This is a genomic window from Streptomyces sp. R35, assembly GCF_041053035.1.
GTDB classification, from domain to species: Bacteria; Actinomycetota; Actinomycetes; order Streptomycetales; family Streptomycetaceae; genus Streptomyces; species Streptomyces lutosisoli.
Genome location: NZ_CP163440.1, coordinates 9740948 through 9757610, shown reverse-complemented (window position 1 = coordinate 9757610; position 16663 = coordinate 9740948). Strand labels below are relative to the sequence as shown.

15 protein-coding genes are annotated in these 16663 nt (G+C 69.3%); 3 read left to right on the top strand and 12 right to left on the bottom strand.

From position 1 onward, the window contains the following. Positions 1-13: 13 nt before the first annotated feature. The gene (locus tag AB5J50_RS43810) at positions 14-778 is read left to right on the top strand and encodes an SDR family NAD(P)-dependent oxidoreductase (RefSeq protein WP_369264151.1); all 765 of its coding nucleotides are present in this window, start codon (positions 14-16) and stop codon (positions 776-778) included. Beyond that, positions 775-1776: an aldo/keto reductase gene (locus AB5J50_RS43805; protein ID WP_369264150.1), complete on the top strand. Its 1002-nt coding sequence runs from the start codon at positions 775-777 to the stop codon at positions 1774-1776. Before AB5J50_RS43810 ends, AB5J50_RS43805 begins: the two co-directional genes overlap by 4 nt. A gap of 148 nt (positions 1777-1924) precedes the next feature. Here AB5J50_RS43805 and AB5J50_RS43800 read toward each other — a convergent pair whose 3' ends face one another. Both AB5J50_RS43800 and AB5J50_RS43795 read right to left on the bottom strand, forming a co-directional pair. Then, on the bottom strand, positions 1925-4615 hold the full coding sequence (locus AB5J50_RS43800) for an RICIN domain-containing protein (RefSeq protein WP_369264149.1): 2691 nt from the start codon (positions 4613-4615) through the stop codon (positions 1925-1927). Positions 4616-4985: 370 nt separating this feature from the next. After that, entirely contained in the window at positions 4986-6455 is a 1470-nt protein-coding gene (locus AB5J50_RS43795; RefSeq protein ID WP_369264148.1) for a non-reducing end alpha-L-arabinofuranosidase family hydrolase, read from the bottom strand. Between the two features lie 480 nt (positions 6456-6935). Between AB5J50_RS43795 and AB5J50_RS43790 the strand changes: the two genes are divergently transcribed. Next, positions 6936-8885: an alpha-L-fucosidase gene (locus tag AB5J50_RS43790; protein WP_369264147.1), complete on the top strand. Its 1950-nt coding sequence runs from the start codon at positions 6936-6938 to the stop codon at positions 8883-8885. 66 nt (positions 8886-8951) lie between these two features. Here the strand turns inward: AB5J50_RS43790 and AB5J50_RS43785 are convergent, their stop codons facing one another. From AB5J50_RS43785 to AB5J50_RS43740, 10 genes are all read right to left on the bottom strand, one after another. Continuing rightward, positions 8952-9377 carry a substrate-binding domain-containing protein gene (locus tag AB5J50_RS43785; RefSeq protein WP_369264146.1) on the bottom strand — a complete coding sequence of 142 codons (426 nt, stop codon included), beginning with the start codon at positions 9375-9377 and terminating at the stop codon, positions 8952-8954. Then, the gene (locus AB5J50_RS43780) at positions 9326-9517 is read right to left on the bottom strand and encodes a hypothetical protein (RefSeq protein ID WP_369264145.1); all 192 of its coding nucleotides are present in this window, start codon (positions 9515-9517) and stop codon (positions 9326-9328) included. Before AB5J50_RS43780 ends, AB5J50_RS43785 begins: the two co-directional genes overlap by 52 nt. Next, on the bottom strand, positions 9514-10236 hold the full coding sequence (locus AB5J50_RS43775; RefSeq protein ID WP_369264144.1) for a FadR/GntR family transcriptional regulator: 723 nt from the start codon (positions 10234-10236) through the stop codon (positions 9514-9516). Before AB5J50_RS43775 ends, AB5J50_RS43780 begins: the two co-directional genes overlap by 4 nt. Continuing rightward, a complete protein-coding gene (locus AB5J50_RS43770; RefSeq protein WP_369264143.1) occupies positions 10227-11240 on the bottom strand; it encodes an aldo/keto reductase in 1014 nt (337 codons plus the stop codon). The genes AB5J50_RS43775 and AB5J50_RS43770 overlap by 10 nt, the downstream gene beginning before the upstream one ends. A 35-nt stretch (positions 11241-11275) precedes the next feature. Beyond that, positions 11276-12313, bottom strand: a complete 1038-nt coding sequence (locus AB5J50_RS43765; RefSeq protein ID WP_369264142.1) for a sugar kinase — start codon at positions 12311-12313, stop codon at positions 11276-11278. Then, on the bottom strand, positions 12310-12939 hold the full coding sequence (locus AB5J50_RS43760; RefSeq protein WP_369264141.1) for a bifunctional 4-hydroxy-2-oxoglutarate aldolase/2-dehydro-3-deoxy-phosphogluconate aldolase: 630 nt from the start codon (positions 12937-12939) through the stop codon (positions 12310-12312). Before AB5J50_RS43760 ends, AB5J50_RS43765 begins: the two co-directional genes overlap by 4 nt. After that, positions 12936-13697, bottom strand: coding sequence for an SDR family oxidoreductase (locus AB5J50_RS43755; RefSeq protein WP_369264140.1), 762 nt, complete (start codon positions 13695-13697; stop codon positions 12936-12938). The genes AB5J50_RS43760 and AB5J50_RS43755 overlap by 4 nt, the downstream gene beginning before the upstream one ends. After that, a complete protein-coding gene (locus tag AB5J50_RS43750) occupies positions 13694-14737 on the bottom strand; it encodes a zinc-binding dehydrogenase (RefSeq protein WP_369264139.1) in 1044 nt (347 codons plus the stop codon). The genes AB5J50_RS43755 and AB5J50_RS43750 overlap by 4 nt, the downstream gene beginning before the upstream one ends. Then, complete coding sequence (locus AB5J50_RS43745) at positions 14734-15171, bottom strand: RbsD/FucU domain-containing protein (RefSeq protein ID WP_369264138.1); 438 nt, start codon at positions 15169-15171, stop codon at positions 14734-14736. The genes AB5J50_RS43750 and AB5J50_RS43745 overlap by 4 nt, the downstream gene beginning before the upstream one ends. Before the next feature lie 132 nt (positions 15172-15303). Beyond that, on the bottom strand, positions 15304-16629 hold the full coding sequence (locus AB5J50_RS43740) for an L-fuconate dehydratase (RefSeq protein ID WP_369264137.1): 1326 nt from the start codon (positions 16627-16629) through the stop codon (positions 15304-15306). Positions 16630-16663: the final 34 nt, after the last annotated feature.

Below are 16663 nucleotides of genomic sequence, written 5' to 3'. Positions count from 1 at the left end.
AGGAGTCGCAGGCATGACGACGACAGACCTCGAAGGACTCACGGCGGTGGTCACCGGAGGCGCCTCCGGGATCGGCCTCGCCGCCGCGTCCCTGCTCGCGGAACGCGGCGCGCGGGTCGCCGTCCTCGATCTCGACCCCGCATCGCTGAAAGAACCGCTTCGGGGCTTCACCGCCGACGTCTCCGACGACTCCTCCGTGCGCGCGGCGGTCGACGCCGCGGCCGCGGTACTCGGCGGAATCGACATCCTGGTCAACAGCGCCGGCATCGGTGCGATCGGAAGCATCGAGGACAACCCGGACGAGCAGTGGCACCGCGTCCTGGACGTCAACCTGCTCGGGGTCGTCCGGGCCACCCGGGCCGCCTTGCCGTACCTGCGCCGATCCGCCCACGCCTCGGTGGTCAACATCGGCTCCATCGTCACCACTACCGGTCTGCCGCAGCGTGCGCTGTACTCGGCGAGCAAGGGCGCGGTGCTCTCGCTCACCCTCGCCATGGCAGCTGACCACGTTCGCGAGGGCATCCGGGTCAACTGCGTCAACCCCGGCACCGTCGACACCCCGTGGGTCGGCCGGCTGCTGGAGGCCGCTCCCGACCCGGCCGCCGAACGCGCCGCCCTGAACGCCCGTCAGCCCACCGGCCGCCTGATCACCGCCGAGGAGGTGGCCGCTGCCATCGTCTACCTGGCCTCCCCCACGGCCGCCTCGGTCACCGGCACCGCCCTCGCGGTCGACGGCGGCATGGCGGGCCTGCGCCTGCGATCCGGCGTGAAGCCATGACAACGCGCCAGAGCATGCTCGGGCCCGGGCCGGTGCGGGTCAGTGAACTCGCCTTCGGCGCGGCGGCGATCGGCAATCTGTTCACCCCGGTCACCGACACCGAGGCCGAGGAGGCCGTCATCGCCGCCTGGGAGTGCGGTGTCCGGTACTTCGACACCGCCCCGCACTACGGCCTCGGCCTGTCCGAGCGCCGGCTCGGCACCGTGTTGCGCGGCATGCCCCGCGAGGAGTACACGATCTCCACCAAGGTCGGCCGTCTCCTGGAGCCCACTGGCTCCGGTGACGGGGACGACCTGGCCCACGGCGGCTTCGCGGTCCCTGCGACGCACCGCCGCCGATGGGACTTCAGCGCCGAGGGCGTACGCCGCTCATTGGAGGGCAGTCTCGAGCGCCTGGGCGTGGACCGGATCGACATCGCCTACCTGCACGACCCGGACGACCACGCTGAATGGGCCCTCACCGAGGCCTACCCGGAGCTGGAACGCCTGCGCGCCGAGGGCGTGCTCGGCGCGATCGGCGTCGGCATGAACCAGGCCGAGTTGCCTGCCCGGTTCGTCCGTGAGACGGACATCGACGCCGTGCTGCTGGCCGGCCGCTACAGCCTGCTCGACCAGCGAGGCCTGGCCGAGCTCCTGCCCCTCGCCGCCGAACGCGGCGTCGGCGTGGTGGTCGGCGGTGTCTTCAACTCCGGCCTGCTCGCCGACCCGAAGCCCGGCGCCACCTTCGACTACGCCGCAGCCCCCACCGAACTCCTCATCCGGGCCACGCAGTTGAAAGAAGCGTGCGAGCGGCACGGCGTCCCACTGCGCGCCGCAGCGCTCCGGTTCCCCTTCGGACACCCGGCCGTCGCGTCGGTCCTGGTCGGCACCCGCAGCGCCGACGAGGTGCGGGACGCCGCCGCGATGGTCGACCACCCCATTCCCGGCGCGCTCTGGGCGGAGCTCAAGGAACGCGGACTGCTGCCCGCCCACGCACCGACCCCGGCCGAGGAGGAGTGATGCGGATCGCCCTGTTCATCACCTGCTTCAACGACACCATGACCTTCGCGCTCAGGGGCTGATGCCATGCCGAGGAGTGGGTACGGTGAGGCCGGAAAGCCATCGCTTTCCGGCCTCACCGCCTACTGCCCCGCGTCGGGTCACCCTGTCACTGGATCGTCCAAGCCTGGTTGGACTGGTTCAGGGGCATCCACTGATCGATGGCGGCTCCGTTCGCCGTCGATCCGTTGCTGACTTCCAGGATCTGCCTGTTCTCGAAGTTGCGGATGAGGTACCCACCGCTGGTCGGCTCGAAGTACCACAGCTGGTTGTTGCCGCCGCCGTAGGTGTACTGCTGCAGCGTGGTCCCCCTCCAGTGGCTGGCGGCGTTGATGTCGAGGGCCTTGCCGCTGTTCCTGTTCACGATCTTGTAGAGCTGCCCACTGACCGGAACGATGTTCCACTGCTGGTTGGCGCCACCGGTGCTCGGCCACTGCACGACGCTCGCGCCGTCGGCAGTGGACCACCCGTTGACATCCATCAGCTGCCCGCTGTTGACGTTCTTGATCGTGTAGTACGTCGACGCGTTGGTGTTCGGTGTACCGGTCGCGTCCTCCAGCGCCCCGCCGGCCTGCTGCACGCTGAAGTCCGTGATGAAGAAGTACGCGCCGTCGGTCTTGGCGACCCGCACATAGCGGAACTTCTGGCGGATGTCGACGTTGCTCGTGAGCGTCGCGGCGAGCGGCAGGGTGTCCGTCTGACGTCCCAGGACGGTGTAGCTGCCGAAGGACGGGTCGTTGGAGGCCCGGACCTCGAAGTTACCGCGGGTCTCGGACTGGTCCAAGTCCTGACGGGTCGTGAGGGAGAACTGTCCGAGCTGGTAGGCCTGCCCCAGGTCGACCTGCCACCACGCCGAGGAGTCACTCCCGGTGGGCGACCAGCCGGTCGAGCTGTCGTTGTCGACGGCGTTCGAGGCCGGTGTGAAGGAACCGTAGACCGACGACGAGGACGCCGACTTGTTGTAGGCGAGGTTGAGCTTCGCCGCCAGTCCCTGATGGGAGAACTCAAGACCGGAGGCCTTGATCACCGTGTCGCCGGACGTCGTGTTGTTGGTGAGCGTGACGTTGGAGCCGTTGCGGTTCTGGTTGATGAATCCGTCGGTGTGCGACAACACGTTGTTCGAGACGGTCATGTTGTTCGACCCCTCGTCCAGGTAGATGCCGTGGACGGGCGAGCCGCAGGCGGCCGGACCTCGTATCACGTCGTGGATGTAGTTGCCGTTGAAGACCGTGCCCGGGTCGTTCGAGAGGTGGTAGATACCGGCGGAGTCGCAGAGCCGGTTCATCACGTTGCCGATCCGGTTGTAGCTGACGCTGTTGTTCCCCAGGGCGTTGGCCGCCGACTGCCAGCCCCAGCCGAGCGAGATGCCGGCCCACGGGGTGTCGGAGATGTCGTTGTGGTCGATGGTGGTGCTGTTGACGAAGCCCGCGTTGATGCCCGCGGTTCCCACGTAGTCCTCGCCGATCCGGGTGATCAGGTTGTTCTTGACGGTGACGTTCTTGACCACCTCCCGGGCGTCCTCACCGGACGGTGTGGTGGGCGGGTTGTAGACGGAGTGGTACTCCACGCTCGGGTCGGAGAACTTGCCGACCATGATTCCGTTGCCGGCGATGTCATGGACGAGGTTGCCGGTCACGGTGCTGTCATGCACGCCGTGGTGCAGGTCGAGGGCGGTGGAGCCCATCTGCGTGAAGGTGTTGCCGGTGAAGGAGACGCGGTCGGCGTACGAGGCCTGGACCCCGGCCGGCGGACGGTCGACGTACTGGTTGTTGGAGTTGTCGGCCGAGAGGTTGTAGTTGCCGCCCTGGGCGTTGAGGAGGCCGTTGTCGGTCGCTTCCATCCAGGTGGTCTGGGTGAAGGTGATCCCGGAGAAGCGCAGGTCGTGGGCGGGACTGTCGAGGTTCGTGCCCTTGATGTCGAAAAGCGTCTTGAGCGTCGGCGCCTGCACGGTGGCCGTGGACATGTCCTCGCCGGGGCGGGGCTTGTAGTAGACGCTCTGCGCGGCCGTGTCGACGTAGAACTCGCCCGGTTCGTTGAGGAATTCGTGGGCGTTCTCGAAGTGCAGGGGGGAGCCGTCGGAGAGCTGCGGCCAGGGGCGCTGGAACAGGATGCCCGCCTCATGGTCCTGGATCGACACGTTGGCGGTGCCGTTGCTGGAGTTGATCGACTTCAGCCGCAGGAAGCTCTCGCCCCACTGCGTTTCCAGCATCATCTCGACCTGGTTGAGGTGGTCCCAGTTGGAGACCTGCGAACCGAGCACCTTCAGCAGCTTGTTGGGCTTGTCGCTGCCCTGCAGCTGAAAGTCCGAGCCGACGTCGGGGTAGCGGGCCCGGGTGGCGCGGACCCCGTTGACGTACAGCTGCCGGAAGTTGAAGGTGCCCACGGGTGCCTTGTACTCGCCGCCCGCGGCCGAGGTCCAGCCGGTGACCGCCTTGCCGCTGGTGATCACGGGCGTGTCACCGTTGTACGCCTGGTAGACAACCGTGTGGCCGTTCGTGCCCGAGTCACTGGTGCCGAAGGTGATCGGGGCAGTGAGGGGGTAGGTGCCGCCGCGCAGGTTCACGACGATGTCGTCGGACATGCTCGCGTTGACGGCTCGGACCGCGGCCTTGGCGGCCTGGACAGTCTTGAAGGCCGCGGCGGTGCTGGTTCCTGAGTTGCTGTCACTACCGTTGAGAGGGTCGACGTAGAAGTTCGTCGTGGCCGCGTAGGCGGGTTGAGCGGGCAGCACGGCCGCGAAGACGACGGTTGCCGCTGCGAGCGCCTTGACCGTCCCCGCGCCGATGCGTAGGGGTCTCATCTGTGGTGTCCCTCCTCCAAGCCCCGCTTCTTATGAGTTGCATTTATCGAGGCAAGATGGCGCCACAGTCAAGACGATAGGCATACTTATTTTTCACTGGCGCAACACCGATGACACGCGCATGCGTCAAGGCTCGGCGCCACGCGCACTATCCGCTGCGCAGTAACATCCCAGGTAGAAGCGCAGTTGACCGCAGCGATCGGCATGGCTATCGCCGCCCACCCGGCCTGTTCAGCGAAACTGTTAGCGAAATGAGTAGTACTCATTTCAAGGTGCTCTGCCGCCTTCAATCTCTTACATCACAACGCCGTCACCCCGCCGGGCGAGTTGCCCGGCGGGGTGCGTGGATCCTCGGCGATGGTTCAGTCGGTCAGCAGGGGGAGTTGGTCTGGGTGAGCAGGCCCATCCGCCACGGCAGGCGGATGTAGTCGCCCCCGGCGCCGGGGTCCATGCCCTGGTAGACGTACTGCATTCGACACGGATTGATGGGCAGGGTCTGGTCGTTGCCGGCACGGACCATCTCGCCGTGACTGATGTCCTGGGTCCAGGCGCCGCCGGGGAAGGCGACGTTGTTGCGGCTGGCGAAGGGTTCGTTCTCCGTGGCGGCCAGGGGTGTCCAGTTCCCGGTGAGGCTGCTGGAGGTGAAGGAACGGAAGTAGCGCCGGCCCGAGGTGTTGCTGATGGCCTCCTGGAGGAGCAGGTACTGGTCGCTGCCGGCGACCTTGTACACATTGGTCGCCTCGAACAGGTTGTTCTTGGTGTCCGACATGACCATCTGCGTGTTCCCGAACCCGTTCGGGAAGTTCGCCAGGCTGGTCTGGGCGCGGTAGATGTGGCCGTTGTCGTCACTGAAGAACAGGTGGCAGTTGGCTGTGTCGCAGATGACCCAGAAGTCGATCCAGGTGCCGTTTCCCTTGTTCTGGGTGACGATCGGCGGCTCCTGGGAGATGAGGGTGCGCGGCGCGGACCAGGAGTGCGGGTCGGCGGGGTTGGTGCTGGTGGAGTAGGTGGGCGGGCCGGTCTGGTAGACCATGTACCAGAGGTTCTGCGGCGCGAAGTAGAACACCTGGGGCGCGGCCCGGTAGCCGCCGCCCATGGGCGAGGTGTCGAGGTAGGTGTGCGGCGCGGAAGCGGCTTGGGACCAGTCGTCGAAGTTGAACTGCACCAGACCCCAGCCGGACGGACTGGCGGTGGTCGCGAAGGTCAGCCACTGGTTGTTGTACCGCACGATCGAGAAGTCCTTGATGGCCGCCGCGTCCGGGTGCTGGGCGTCCGGCTTCGGGCCGGCCAGAACGCCGCTGGAGGACCACCGGAACGTCGACGGCAGCGTGCTGGAGTTGTTGCCGACGCGGACCAGTTGCCACTGCTGGTTGGCGCCGCCCCAGTCGGTGTACTGCACGACCTTGGCGCCGTCCGCGGTGGAGGCGTTGTCGACCTCGACGGCCTTGCCGCTGTTGCGGTTGATCAACCGGACGTAACCGTCCGGCGAGTCGGCCAGCCGGAACTGCTGGTTGGTACCGCCCGCGTCGCTCCACTGCGCGATGTCCGCGTGGTCGGCGGTGGAGTAGTTGAGCACGTCCAGCACTTTGCCGGAGTGCTGCGCCCTCAGCCGGTAGTAACCGCCACCCGAGTCGACGAACTGGAACCGCTGGTTGGCACCGTCATGGCGGGTCCACTGCGTGAGACCCGCCCCGTCGGCGGTGCTCGCCCCGGCCACGTCCAGCACCTTGCCGCTGCCCCGGTTGACCAGCACGTACGACGCGTTCGTATCCACCGTGGCCGCCTGCGCCGTCCCGGCGGCGCCAAGTCCGGTCAGTAACGCCGCCAGTAAGGCGGTCACCGCGGTGAGCACTCCCGTACGCCTCCCGCCTGCCCACCACGGGACCCTGCATGCCCTGAACATGCCCTTCATCTGTCTCTCCTTCGCCGGGTGCGGCTGCCCGTCCGCCGGTGCGCGTCCCGAGGCAGGGCAGCCGCGCCAGCATTCGACTCCCAAGGACAGGGCTTCGGATTGTTGGAATCTGTTCGGTTCCGTCGCAGGACACTAGGCACGCGACATGTCCCCGTCAATAGTTACGCTAAGGTAAATACATCCTATGACGAGCGTCCCGGTGACCGGAAGGCAACCTCTCAACTCGCGCGAATCCAGGGATTCACGTCCCACCTATGGACAGCAACCCTCTCTGTACCCGCTAATACATCCCATGTTCTTGGATGGTGCGGTGACATGCGGTTCACCGCGGGGGCGCCCTCCCTGTGCCTGCTCCCACCTACGCCGCACCACCGTCCGTGCTGTTCTGCGAACAGTCAGGAGAGTTCCTTGTCCGAACCGATCAGTCGCCGCACCGTGCTGACCGGCATGGCCGCCCTGACGGTTGCCGCAGCCGTCTCGCCGACGCTGGCGACACCGGCGCACGCCGCCTCCGCCCCCCAGCCGCTGCCCCTTCTCCCGTTGAGGATCCCCAAGTTGGACCTGGGCATCGAGCAGCAGCCCGACGAGAAGATCCAGTGGCTGCAGGACGCCAAGCTCGGCATGTTCATCCACTGGGGCGTCTACTCCGGCCCGGCCAGGGGCGAGTGGTACATGGAGAACTCCGCCGTCACGCCGGAGAACTACCGGAAGTACGTCACTGACGCCACCGGCGAACAGTTCACCGCCACTGCGTACAACCCGGCCGACTGGGCGCAGTTGGCCAAGGACATGGGCGCCAAGTACACGGTACTTACGGCCCGTCACCACGAGGGGTTCGCGCTGTGGCCGTCCACGCACCCGAACGCCTGGCATGCCGGACAGGCGCCCCTGCAGCGCGACTTCATCAGCCAGTACGTCACCGCCGTGCGCAACGCCGGTCTGAAGGTGGGTCTGTACTACTCGCCGCTGAGTTGGCGCTACCCCGGCTATTACGACGTCCGCGGCACCAACTGCCTCCCGAACAAGTGGGGCTACGTCACCGATCCTGCGCACAAGGAGAACGCGCGGATCATGAAGAACGAGGTGTACCAACAGGTCAAGGAGCTGGTCACCCAGTACGGCAAGATCGACGACCTGTGGTGGGACGGCGGCTGGCTCGGCCAGCAGGGCACCGACGCGGACGCCGCCTTCTTCTGGGAGCCCGGCAAGTTCCGCGACCCCTCCAACGAGTGGCCGGTGGACTCCGCCTACAGCGAGACCGACTCCGCCACCGGCAAGCCGTTGGGGCTGACCGGCCTGGTGCGCAAGCACCAGCCCGACATCGTCACCACTCTGCGCTCCGGCTGGATCGGCGATTTCGCCAGCGAGGAGGGCGGTTCCGTGCCGACTGGAGCGATCCGCACCGGCAAGCTGGCGGAGAAGTGCTTCACCATCGGCGGCGCTTGGGGCTACACGGCCGGCGCGCCCGTGATGAGCTTCGGCGACATCATGAACGTCCTGGTCAACGCGTGGGTGCGCAACATGACCGTCCTCCTCAACGTCGGCCCTGACCGTACGGGCGCGGTACCGGCCGAACAGGCAGCAGCTGTGCGCAAGGTCGGCTCCTTCCTGTCCACCTGTGGCCAGGCCGTCTACGGCACGCGCGGCGGACCGTGGCAGCCGGTGGACGGCCAGTACGGCTACACGTACAAGGACAACACCTTCTACGTCCACCTGCTGCCCGGCTACAGCGGCACCTCCTTCGCCACCCCGTCCACCGGAGACGCGCAGGTCACCCGCGTCTTCGACGTCGCCACGGGTGCCGGCCTGCCGTTCACCGTCGGCGCGGACGGCAGGGTGACGATCACCGGCGTCAACCGCACCCGCATCCCCGAGGACAGCATCGTCGGCGTCACGCTGGACCGCCCGGTGCAGCCGGCCGACATCGCCGCCGGCAAGACCGCCACGGCCAGCAGCGAGGAGACCTCCAAGGGCAACATCGCGGCCAAGGCCCTCGACGGCTCCACCGCCACCCGCTGGTGCGCGAACAACGGCAACACGGGCAACTGGCTGAAGGTCGACCTGGGGTCGGAGAAGTCGCTCACCGGCACCCGTATCGCCTGGGAGTTCGCAGCCACGAACTACCGCTACCGGATCGAGGGTTCCACCGACAACAGCACCTGGACCACCCTGGCCGACCTGACCGCCACCACCGGCACCAGCCAGGTGCAGGTGTCCGTCTTCCGCGCGCAGGCACGGTATGTACGGGTGACGGTCACCGGCCTGCCCAGCGGCGCCTGGGCCTCGATCCGCAGCCTGGAGGTCTACGACCGGCCCCTGAGCGCGGATGGCGGCACCTTCGGGCTGGTGAACCGCTAGAGGCGCCAAGTCGGGGTCGGCGAGGGTCCGTACCGCGGTGCGCACGTCTTCGCAGCCCTGCCGGGGTCACGGTGTGCCGTTGCTCCGTCGTACCGCGCGCCGTGTGGACCGGCGAGGCAGCAACACCGGCTGAACGAGCCGGCGCCGGTGCACGCCGCTACGGGCGTTGACGACAGCGATCAGCAGATCGACCGCTTCCGTACCCACCAGGTCCGGGCGGAGGCTGACCGTGGTGACGGGCGGGTTGGTCGTCGCGCAGTCCGGATCCTCGCTGACGCACGCCACCAGCAGGTCCCGCGGCACCCGCAGACCGTGGTGCCGAGCGGCGGCGAGGATGTTGTGACCGGAGTCGGAGTAGACACCGATGACTGCGATCAGGCGCGGGTACGCGTCGTCGTGGAGGGGCAGAAAGAGCCCGATCCGCCGGGCACCGGACTCCGTCAGGTGGCCGAGCAGGAGGCGCGGCCCGAGTCGTGGTCGGAGTCCACCCACGCGTCGCACGCGTGCGGCCTCGGCGGCCGGCCTTCGCTGATCAGGTTCTTCTGGCAGACCATGACCCGGCACCGGACGCCTGCCGCGTCCTGGAAGGCGGGGCGCTCGCCTCCGCCGTGGACGAGCAGCCCGCCCGTCACTTTCGCGCTGTCGTTCCGAAGGGGAGGGGTTCGCCGGAGCGCAGGTGTTCCCTCAGCCACTGCTCGGTGTTGCTCACGTGCAGCAGTGCGGCGGCCTGGCTGAGGGCGGAGTCACGGGTGGACAGCGCGTTGAAGATCGCCTCGTGCTCGGCGAGAGTGCGGCCCGCGGCCTTGTCGTCGACCAGACCGCGCCAGATACGGGCGCGCAGGGTGCGGCCGGAGATCCCTTCCAGGAGGGTGAGGAGGGTCTCGTTGCCCGTGGCCGAGACGACGGCGCGGTGGAAGGCGGCGTCGTGGGCGTTGAGCTGTCCGACATCGTCACGGGCCTCGCGCATGGCGTCCAAGTGCCGCTTCACTTCGGCCAGTTGAGCGTCGGAGATCCGGGTGGCGGCAAGAGCCGTGGCGATCGGTTCGAGGAGCCGCCGTACCTCCATGAGGTCCTGCAGGGCGACCGAGTCGCCCTGCAGCAGTTCCACCGCGCCCCCGAGCCCCTCCAGCAGCAGGCTCGGCTGGAGGCTGGTCACATACGTGCCGTCGCCCCGCCGGACCTCCAGGACCCGCGCGACCGCCAGCGCCTTGACCGCTTCGCGGGCGAGGTTGCGGGACAGTCCCAGCTGGGCGGCCAGGTCCGGCTCCGGTGGAAGCTTCGAGCCCGGAGGCAGGGCACCGGACCGGATCAGCTCACGGATATCCTCAATGGCCTTGTCCGTCAGAGACACCGCTCATCCCTCCCCCCACCGTGCCCCGTAAGCACATCCGATCTGATCAGCCCCTGAGCGCGGAGATCGTCCCAGAGGCCGTCCGGGACCTGCTGATCATGGAGTTGCACGTTTCGTCCGACCTGTTCCGCAGTCCGCATGCCGAGGGTGACGTTGATGATACTGGGATGCGTGTACGGGAAGGCGATCGCGGCGGCGGGCAGAGTGGTCCCGTGGCCTGCGCAGACCTCGGCGATCGCCCGAGCCCGGCTCACCAGGGCCGGCGGGGCGTCCTGGTAGTCGTACTTCATGCCCTCGGCGGGCCGGTCGCCGGAGAGCAGACCCGAGTTGAAGACACCCACCGCGACGACGCTCTTGCCGAGTTCGTACGCGGCGGGCAGGACGTCGTCCAGTGCGGACTGGTCCAGGAGTGTGTAGCGGCCGGCGAGCATGACCACGTCGGCGGCGGTCTCGCGCAGGAAGCGGGCGAGCATCGCCGACTGGTTCATGCCGGCGCCGATCGCGCCGATCAGACCCTGGGCGCGCAACTCCGCGAGCGTGGGCATGGCCTCCTCGGCCGCCTGCCGCCAGTGGGCGTCCGGATCGTGCAGGTAGACGATGTCCAGCCGGTCCAGACCGGTGCGCTCCAGTGTGTCCCCGATGGAGCGGAGCACGCCGTCCCGGCTGAAGTCCCACCGCCGTCGCAGGTCGTCCCGTACGACGAAGCCCTCGGTGTCGACGCCGCGCGGTTCCTCGTTGGGCACCAGCAGCCTGCCCACCTTGGAGGAGATGACGTACTCGTCACGCGGGCGGCCCCGCAGGGCGGCGCCCAGACGACGCTCGGAGAGGCCGAGGCCGTAATGCGGGGCGGTGTCGAAGTACCGGATTCCGGCCTCCCACGCCGCGTCGACAGCGGCTGCCGCCTCACCGGCCGGGGTGACCCGGTGGAGGTTGCCGATCACGGACGCCCCGAAGCCGAGCTCGGTGACGGAGACGGACGTGTTCTGGATCTTCCGGTGGTGCAAGACGTGCTCCTGGGATACGGGCGACGGGGCGCCGGTCAGCGACTGACGTGGGCCGACCCGCCCGCGATGAGCGCCTCGACCTCGGCGAGCGAAGCCATGGAGACGTCGCCGGGCGTGGTCATGGTGAGCGCGCCGTGGGCGGTGCCGTAGGCCAGGGCGCGCTCCAGGCCGGTGTCGCTGAGCAGTCCGTACGTCAGGCCGGCGGCGAAGCCGTCACCGGACCCGATGCGGTCCAGGACATGCAGGCCCGGCATCCGGGGGCCGATGACGAGGCCCGTTTCGGCGGACCAGGCGGCTGAGGACCAGTCGTTGACCCCGGCCGAGGGCACCTCGCGCAGGGTCGTCGCCAGTACTTTCGCCTCGGGGAGCAGGCCGGCCACCTCGGCGAGCGCGTCCGCCACCTCGTCGGCCCCGACACGCGCCTGTCCCGGGTACGTCCCGGCCAGGCCCAGGGCGCCCACCACGACGTCGGCCTGCCGGGCGAGCCGCAGGTCGACCTCGCGCGCGGCCTCGGCGCCGCCCCGGCCTGCCCAGAGGCTGGGACGGTGGTTGGGATCGTAGGAGACGGTGACGCCGTGGCTGCGGGCCGCGGCCATGGCCTCGTCCGCGACGTCCACCGTGGTGTCGGACAGGCCGGCGAAGATGCCGCCGGTGTGGAACCAGCGCACCCCGCCGGAGAACACGGCGTCCCAGTCGACGTCCCCTTTGCGGAGCTGGGACACGGCGGTGTGCGCGCGGTCGCTGACACCGATTGCGCCGCGGATGCCGTAGCCGCGTTCGACGAAGTTGAGGCCATTGCGGGCGGTGCGGCCGATGCCGTCGTCGGGTACCCAGCGGATCAGCGAGGTGTCGACGCCACCCTGAAGGACCAGGTCCTCCACGAGCCGGCCCACCGCGTTGTCGGCGAGGGCGGTCACGACGGCTGTCCGCAGGCCGAAGCAGCGCCGCAGTCCCCGGACGACGTTGTACTCGCCGCCGCCCTCCCACACTTGGAAGGAGCGGGCGGTGCGGATCCGTCCCTCGCCCGGGTCGAAACGCAGCATCACCTCGCCGAGGGCCACCACGTCGATCACGTCGTACTCCTCTCCACCGCATCGGCCGTCAGCCGGCGGATCTCGTCGTAGTCGCCCCGCCGAAGGTGGTCGGTGGTGGCCATCCAGCTGCCGCCGACGGCAAGGACCGCCGGGTCGGCGAGGTAGGCGGCCGTGCGGGAAGCGTCGATCCCGCCGGTCGGTACGAAGCGCATCCCGGGGAAGGGGGCCGCGAGCGCTCGTAGTGTCCGCAGGCCGCCGAGCGGCTCGGCGGGGAAGAACTTGACGGTGTCGAGGCCGGCCCGCAGGGCGCGCATCAGCTCGGTGGCGGTGGCGATGCCGGGCACGACCGGCACGCCCAGCTCGCGGCACTTCACGACGACCTCCTCGTCGAAGCCGGGCAAGACCACGAAGCGGGCCCCGGCCGCCACAGCCCGCTCCGCCTGCTCGGGGGTGAGTACCGTGCCGGCGCCGACGGTGAGCCCACCGTGGGTGGCCATTTCCTTGAGGACCCGCTCGGCGCTCGGGGTGCGGAAGGTGACCTCGGCGCACCGGGCACCGCCCGCGGTGAGTGCGTCGGCCAGTGGGCCGGCCATCGCGGTGGACGCCACGGTCAGCACCGGAAGGAGACGGCACCCGTTCAGCACGGAGTCGAAGCCGGCGGTCATCGGCCGAGCCAGCCGCCGTCGATGGGCAGGATGACGCCGTGGAGGTAGGCGGCGGCGTTCGAGGCGAGGAAGACGGTGGCGCCGGCCAGGTCGTCCGCGGTGCCCCAGCGGCCGGCCGGGATGCGCTCCAGGATCGCTTTGCTGCGCCGCGGGTCGTCCTGGAGGGCCTGGGTGTTGTCGGTGGCGATGTAGCCGGGGGCGAGGGCATTGACGTTGACGCCGTGCGGGGCCCATTCGTTGGCCAGGGCCTTGGTCAGACCGGCGATGCCGTGTTTGGCGGCGGTGTAGCCGGGGACGGTGATGCCGCCCTGGAAGCTGAGCAGAGACGCGGTGAAGATGACCTTGCCCTGGCCGCGGGCCACCATCGCCTGGCCGACCGCCCGGGTCAGCGCGAACTGCGCACTCAGGTTGACTTGGAGGACCAGCGCCCAGTCGGTGTCGGTGTGCTCGGCGGCCGGGGCGCGGCGGATCGTGCCCGCGTTGTTGACCAGGATGTCCACCGGCCGCTCCCGCCCGGCCAGGTCCGCGCCCAGAACGCGTACCGCTTCCGGGTCGGCGAAGTCGGTGCGGATCGCCTCGAACGTGCGGCCGGCGGCGAGGACGTCCTTCTCCACCTGACTGCCGGAGGCCTCCAGCGACGCGCTGACGCCGATGATGTCGGCACCGGCCTCGGCGAGCGCGCGGGCCATGGCCCGGCCGATGCCACGCCGGGCCCCGGTGACCACAGCGAGCTTTCCCGTGAGGTCGAAGAGGGTCATACGACGGCTCCCTCGGTGTCGGTGGTGCAGTCCACGAGGATCTTCATCACGTCGCCGCCGCCCTCCAGGGCCTCGAACGCGGCGGGCGCCTGCGTGAGCGGGACGATCTTGCTGATCAGCCGCTCGACCGGAACAGTGCCCTCCGCGACCAGAGCCACCGCCTGCTCGAAGTCGCCGCGGTCATACAACCGGGCACCCACCAGGGTCAGTTCGCGCCAGAAGAAGCGGTGCAGGTTCACCTCCCGCGGCCGGGGATGAATGGCCACCAGACACAACCGGCCCCGCACCCCAAGCACCTCCACCGCGGTGTCCACGCCGCCCGCCGCGCCGGACACCTCGAACGCGACATCCGCGCCCGCATCCCCCGTCCACTCCCCCACCAGCGCCGGTATGTCGTCATCGGCCGGGTCCCAGGCGGTCAGCCCCAACTCCCCTGCCAGCAGCCGACGGTGGCCGCTCAACTCCACCACCCGCACCTCAGCCCCCCGGGCCTGCGCGACCAGAGCGATCAGGATCCCGACCGGCCCGCCACCGACCACCACCACCCTCTCGCCCTCCCGCACCCCGGCGCGGCCCACGTCGTGCACGGCGACCGCGGTGGGCTCGACGAGCGCGGCCCGGTCCAGGGGAACGGAGTCCGGCAGCCGGATGAGGGTGGCGGCGGGCACAATCCAGCGCTGCTGCATCGCGCCCGGGGAGTCGATGCCGATGAAGTCCAGGTGCTGGCAGACATGCCGGTGGCCCGCGCGGCAGGCCGGACACGTGTCGTCCCAGCGCAACGGCATCACCGTCACCGCGTCCCCGGGCTCCCAGCCCTCCACACCCGGACCCACCCGCACGATCCGGCCGGACATCTCATGCCCCAGAACGGCGGGCGCGGACACCCGGGCATCCATGTCGCCGTGGAAGATATGCAGATCGGTACCGCAGATACCGACAAAGGCCGGGGCCAGCTCCACCTCACCCGCACCGGGCGGCACACCCAGCGCGGGAGCCGTGTCCAGCGTGCGGGCGGAAACGTAACGGACAGCAAGTGTCATCGTGTTGTCAGGGTCCTTTCAGCGCGGACACCGATGGTCAGCAGCAGGTTGGCGTAGGTACGGGTGTCGGCGGTGACGATGGCCAGCGCCAGGTCGGGCGAGCGGGCGGCGTCGTAGAACTCGAAGCGCCCGAGCGTGTCGACCGGGATGGGTGCCAGCATCGAGCGGTACTCGGCGATGGCCGGCGGCTCCGGTTCGCCCTCCGGCGGCACCATCACGTGGGCCGCCTCGACCGGCAGGGCGCGCAGCAGGACGTCGAGCACGGTGGTGACGTCCAACAGGCCGGGCGCAAGGTTGAGGTGGACGGTCCTGGCGCGCTCACCGGTGGCGGTGCCGGCCGGGTAGTGGCCGTCCGCGAGCAGGACGCGGGCGCCGTGACCGGCGCCGGCCAGGGATTCGAGGATGCCGGGATGCAGTAGTTCGGTCAGGAGCACGGGAGTGTCCTCTCGTTCTTGTCAGGCAGCCGGTGGAAGGCGGTCGCTGTACGGCAGCGCTCTGCCTGCTTCGAGCCCTCGGGACAGCCGCCCGGCAACGTTCCGACTGCGGCGGCGCAGCGGTCCGGCACGTCAGACACGGGCGGACCAGACCGGGCCGTCGGGATACGTGAACTCCTTGAGGGATGCGGGGCGCATCTGCGCGCTCAGCCCCGGCAGCGTCGGCGCCCGGTAGTGGCCGTCGACGATGCGCACCGGGTCGACGAAGTGCTCGTGCAGGTGGTCGACGTACTCGATGACGCGGTCCTCGGTCGTACCGGAGACGGCGACGTAGTCGAACATCGACAGGTGCTGGACCATCTCGCACAGGCCGACTCCGCCGGCGTGCGGGCAGACGGGGATGCCGAACTTGGCGGCGAGCAGCAGGATCGCGATGTTCTCATTGACGCCGCCGACCCGTGCGGAGTCGATCTGCACGATGTCCACCGCGCCGGCCTGGAGGAGCTGCTTGAAGACGACCCGGTTGGCGATGTGCTCGCCGGTGGCGACCTTGATGGGGCTGACAGCCTTGCGCACGGCGGCGTGGCCGAGAATGTCGTCGGGTGAGGTGGGCTCCTCGATCCAGTACGGCTGGTAGGGGGCCAGGGCGCGCATCCAGTCGATGGCGGGCTGGACGTCCCAACGCTGGTTGGCGTCGACGGCGATGCGGATGTCGTCGCCGACCGTCTCCCGGGCGGTGCGCATGCGGCGTACGTCGTCCTCCAGGTCTGCGCCGACCTTCAGCTTGATCTGCGTGAAGCCGTCCGCGACCGCCTCGCGGGCCAGGCGGGCCAGCTTCTCGTCGGAGTAGCCGAGCCAGCCGGGGGTGGTCGTGTAGGCGGGGTAGCCCTGGTCGAGCAGCCGGCCGATGCGGTGCTCGCGGCCGGACTCGGCGCGGCGCAGGATGTCCAGCGCCTCCTCGGGGGTGAGGGCATCGCTGAGCCAGCGGAAGTCGACCTGGGCGACCAGCTCCTCCGGCGACATCTCGCCGAGGAACCGCCACACCGGCTTGCCCGCGCGCTTGGCGGCCAGGTCCCAGGCGGCGTTGACGACCGCGCCGGTCGCCATGTGGATGGCGCCCTTCTCCGGCCCCAGCCAGCGCAGTTGGGGGTCGTGGACCAGGGAGCGGGAGAAGGCGCCGAGGTCGGAGCAGACCTCCTCGACGGACAGGCCGACCACGTGCGGGGCGAGGGCCGCGATGGCGGCGGCCTGGACGTCGTTGCCGCGTCCGGTGGTGAAGGCGAGGGCGTGGCCCTCCAGTCCGTCGGTGGAGTCGGTGCGCAGGACGACATAGGCGGCGGAGTAGTCGGGTTCGGGGTTCATCGCGTCCGACCCGTCCAGGTGCTCGGACGTCGGGAAACGTACGTCGAGGACGTCCAGGGCGGTGATGCGGGCGGATGCGGGCACGGCGGAGGACATTGCGGCAACTCCTGAGGAGCAGGCGGGGCACAGG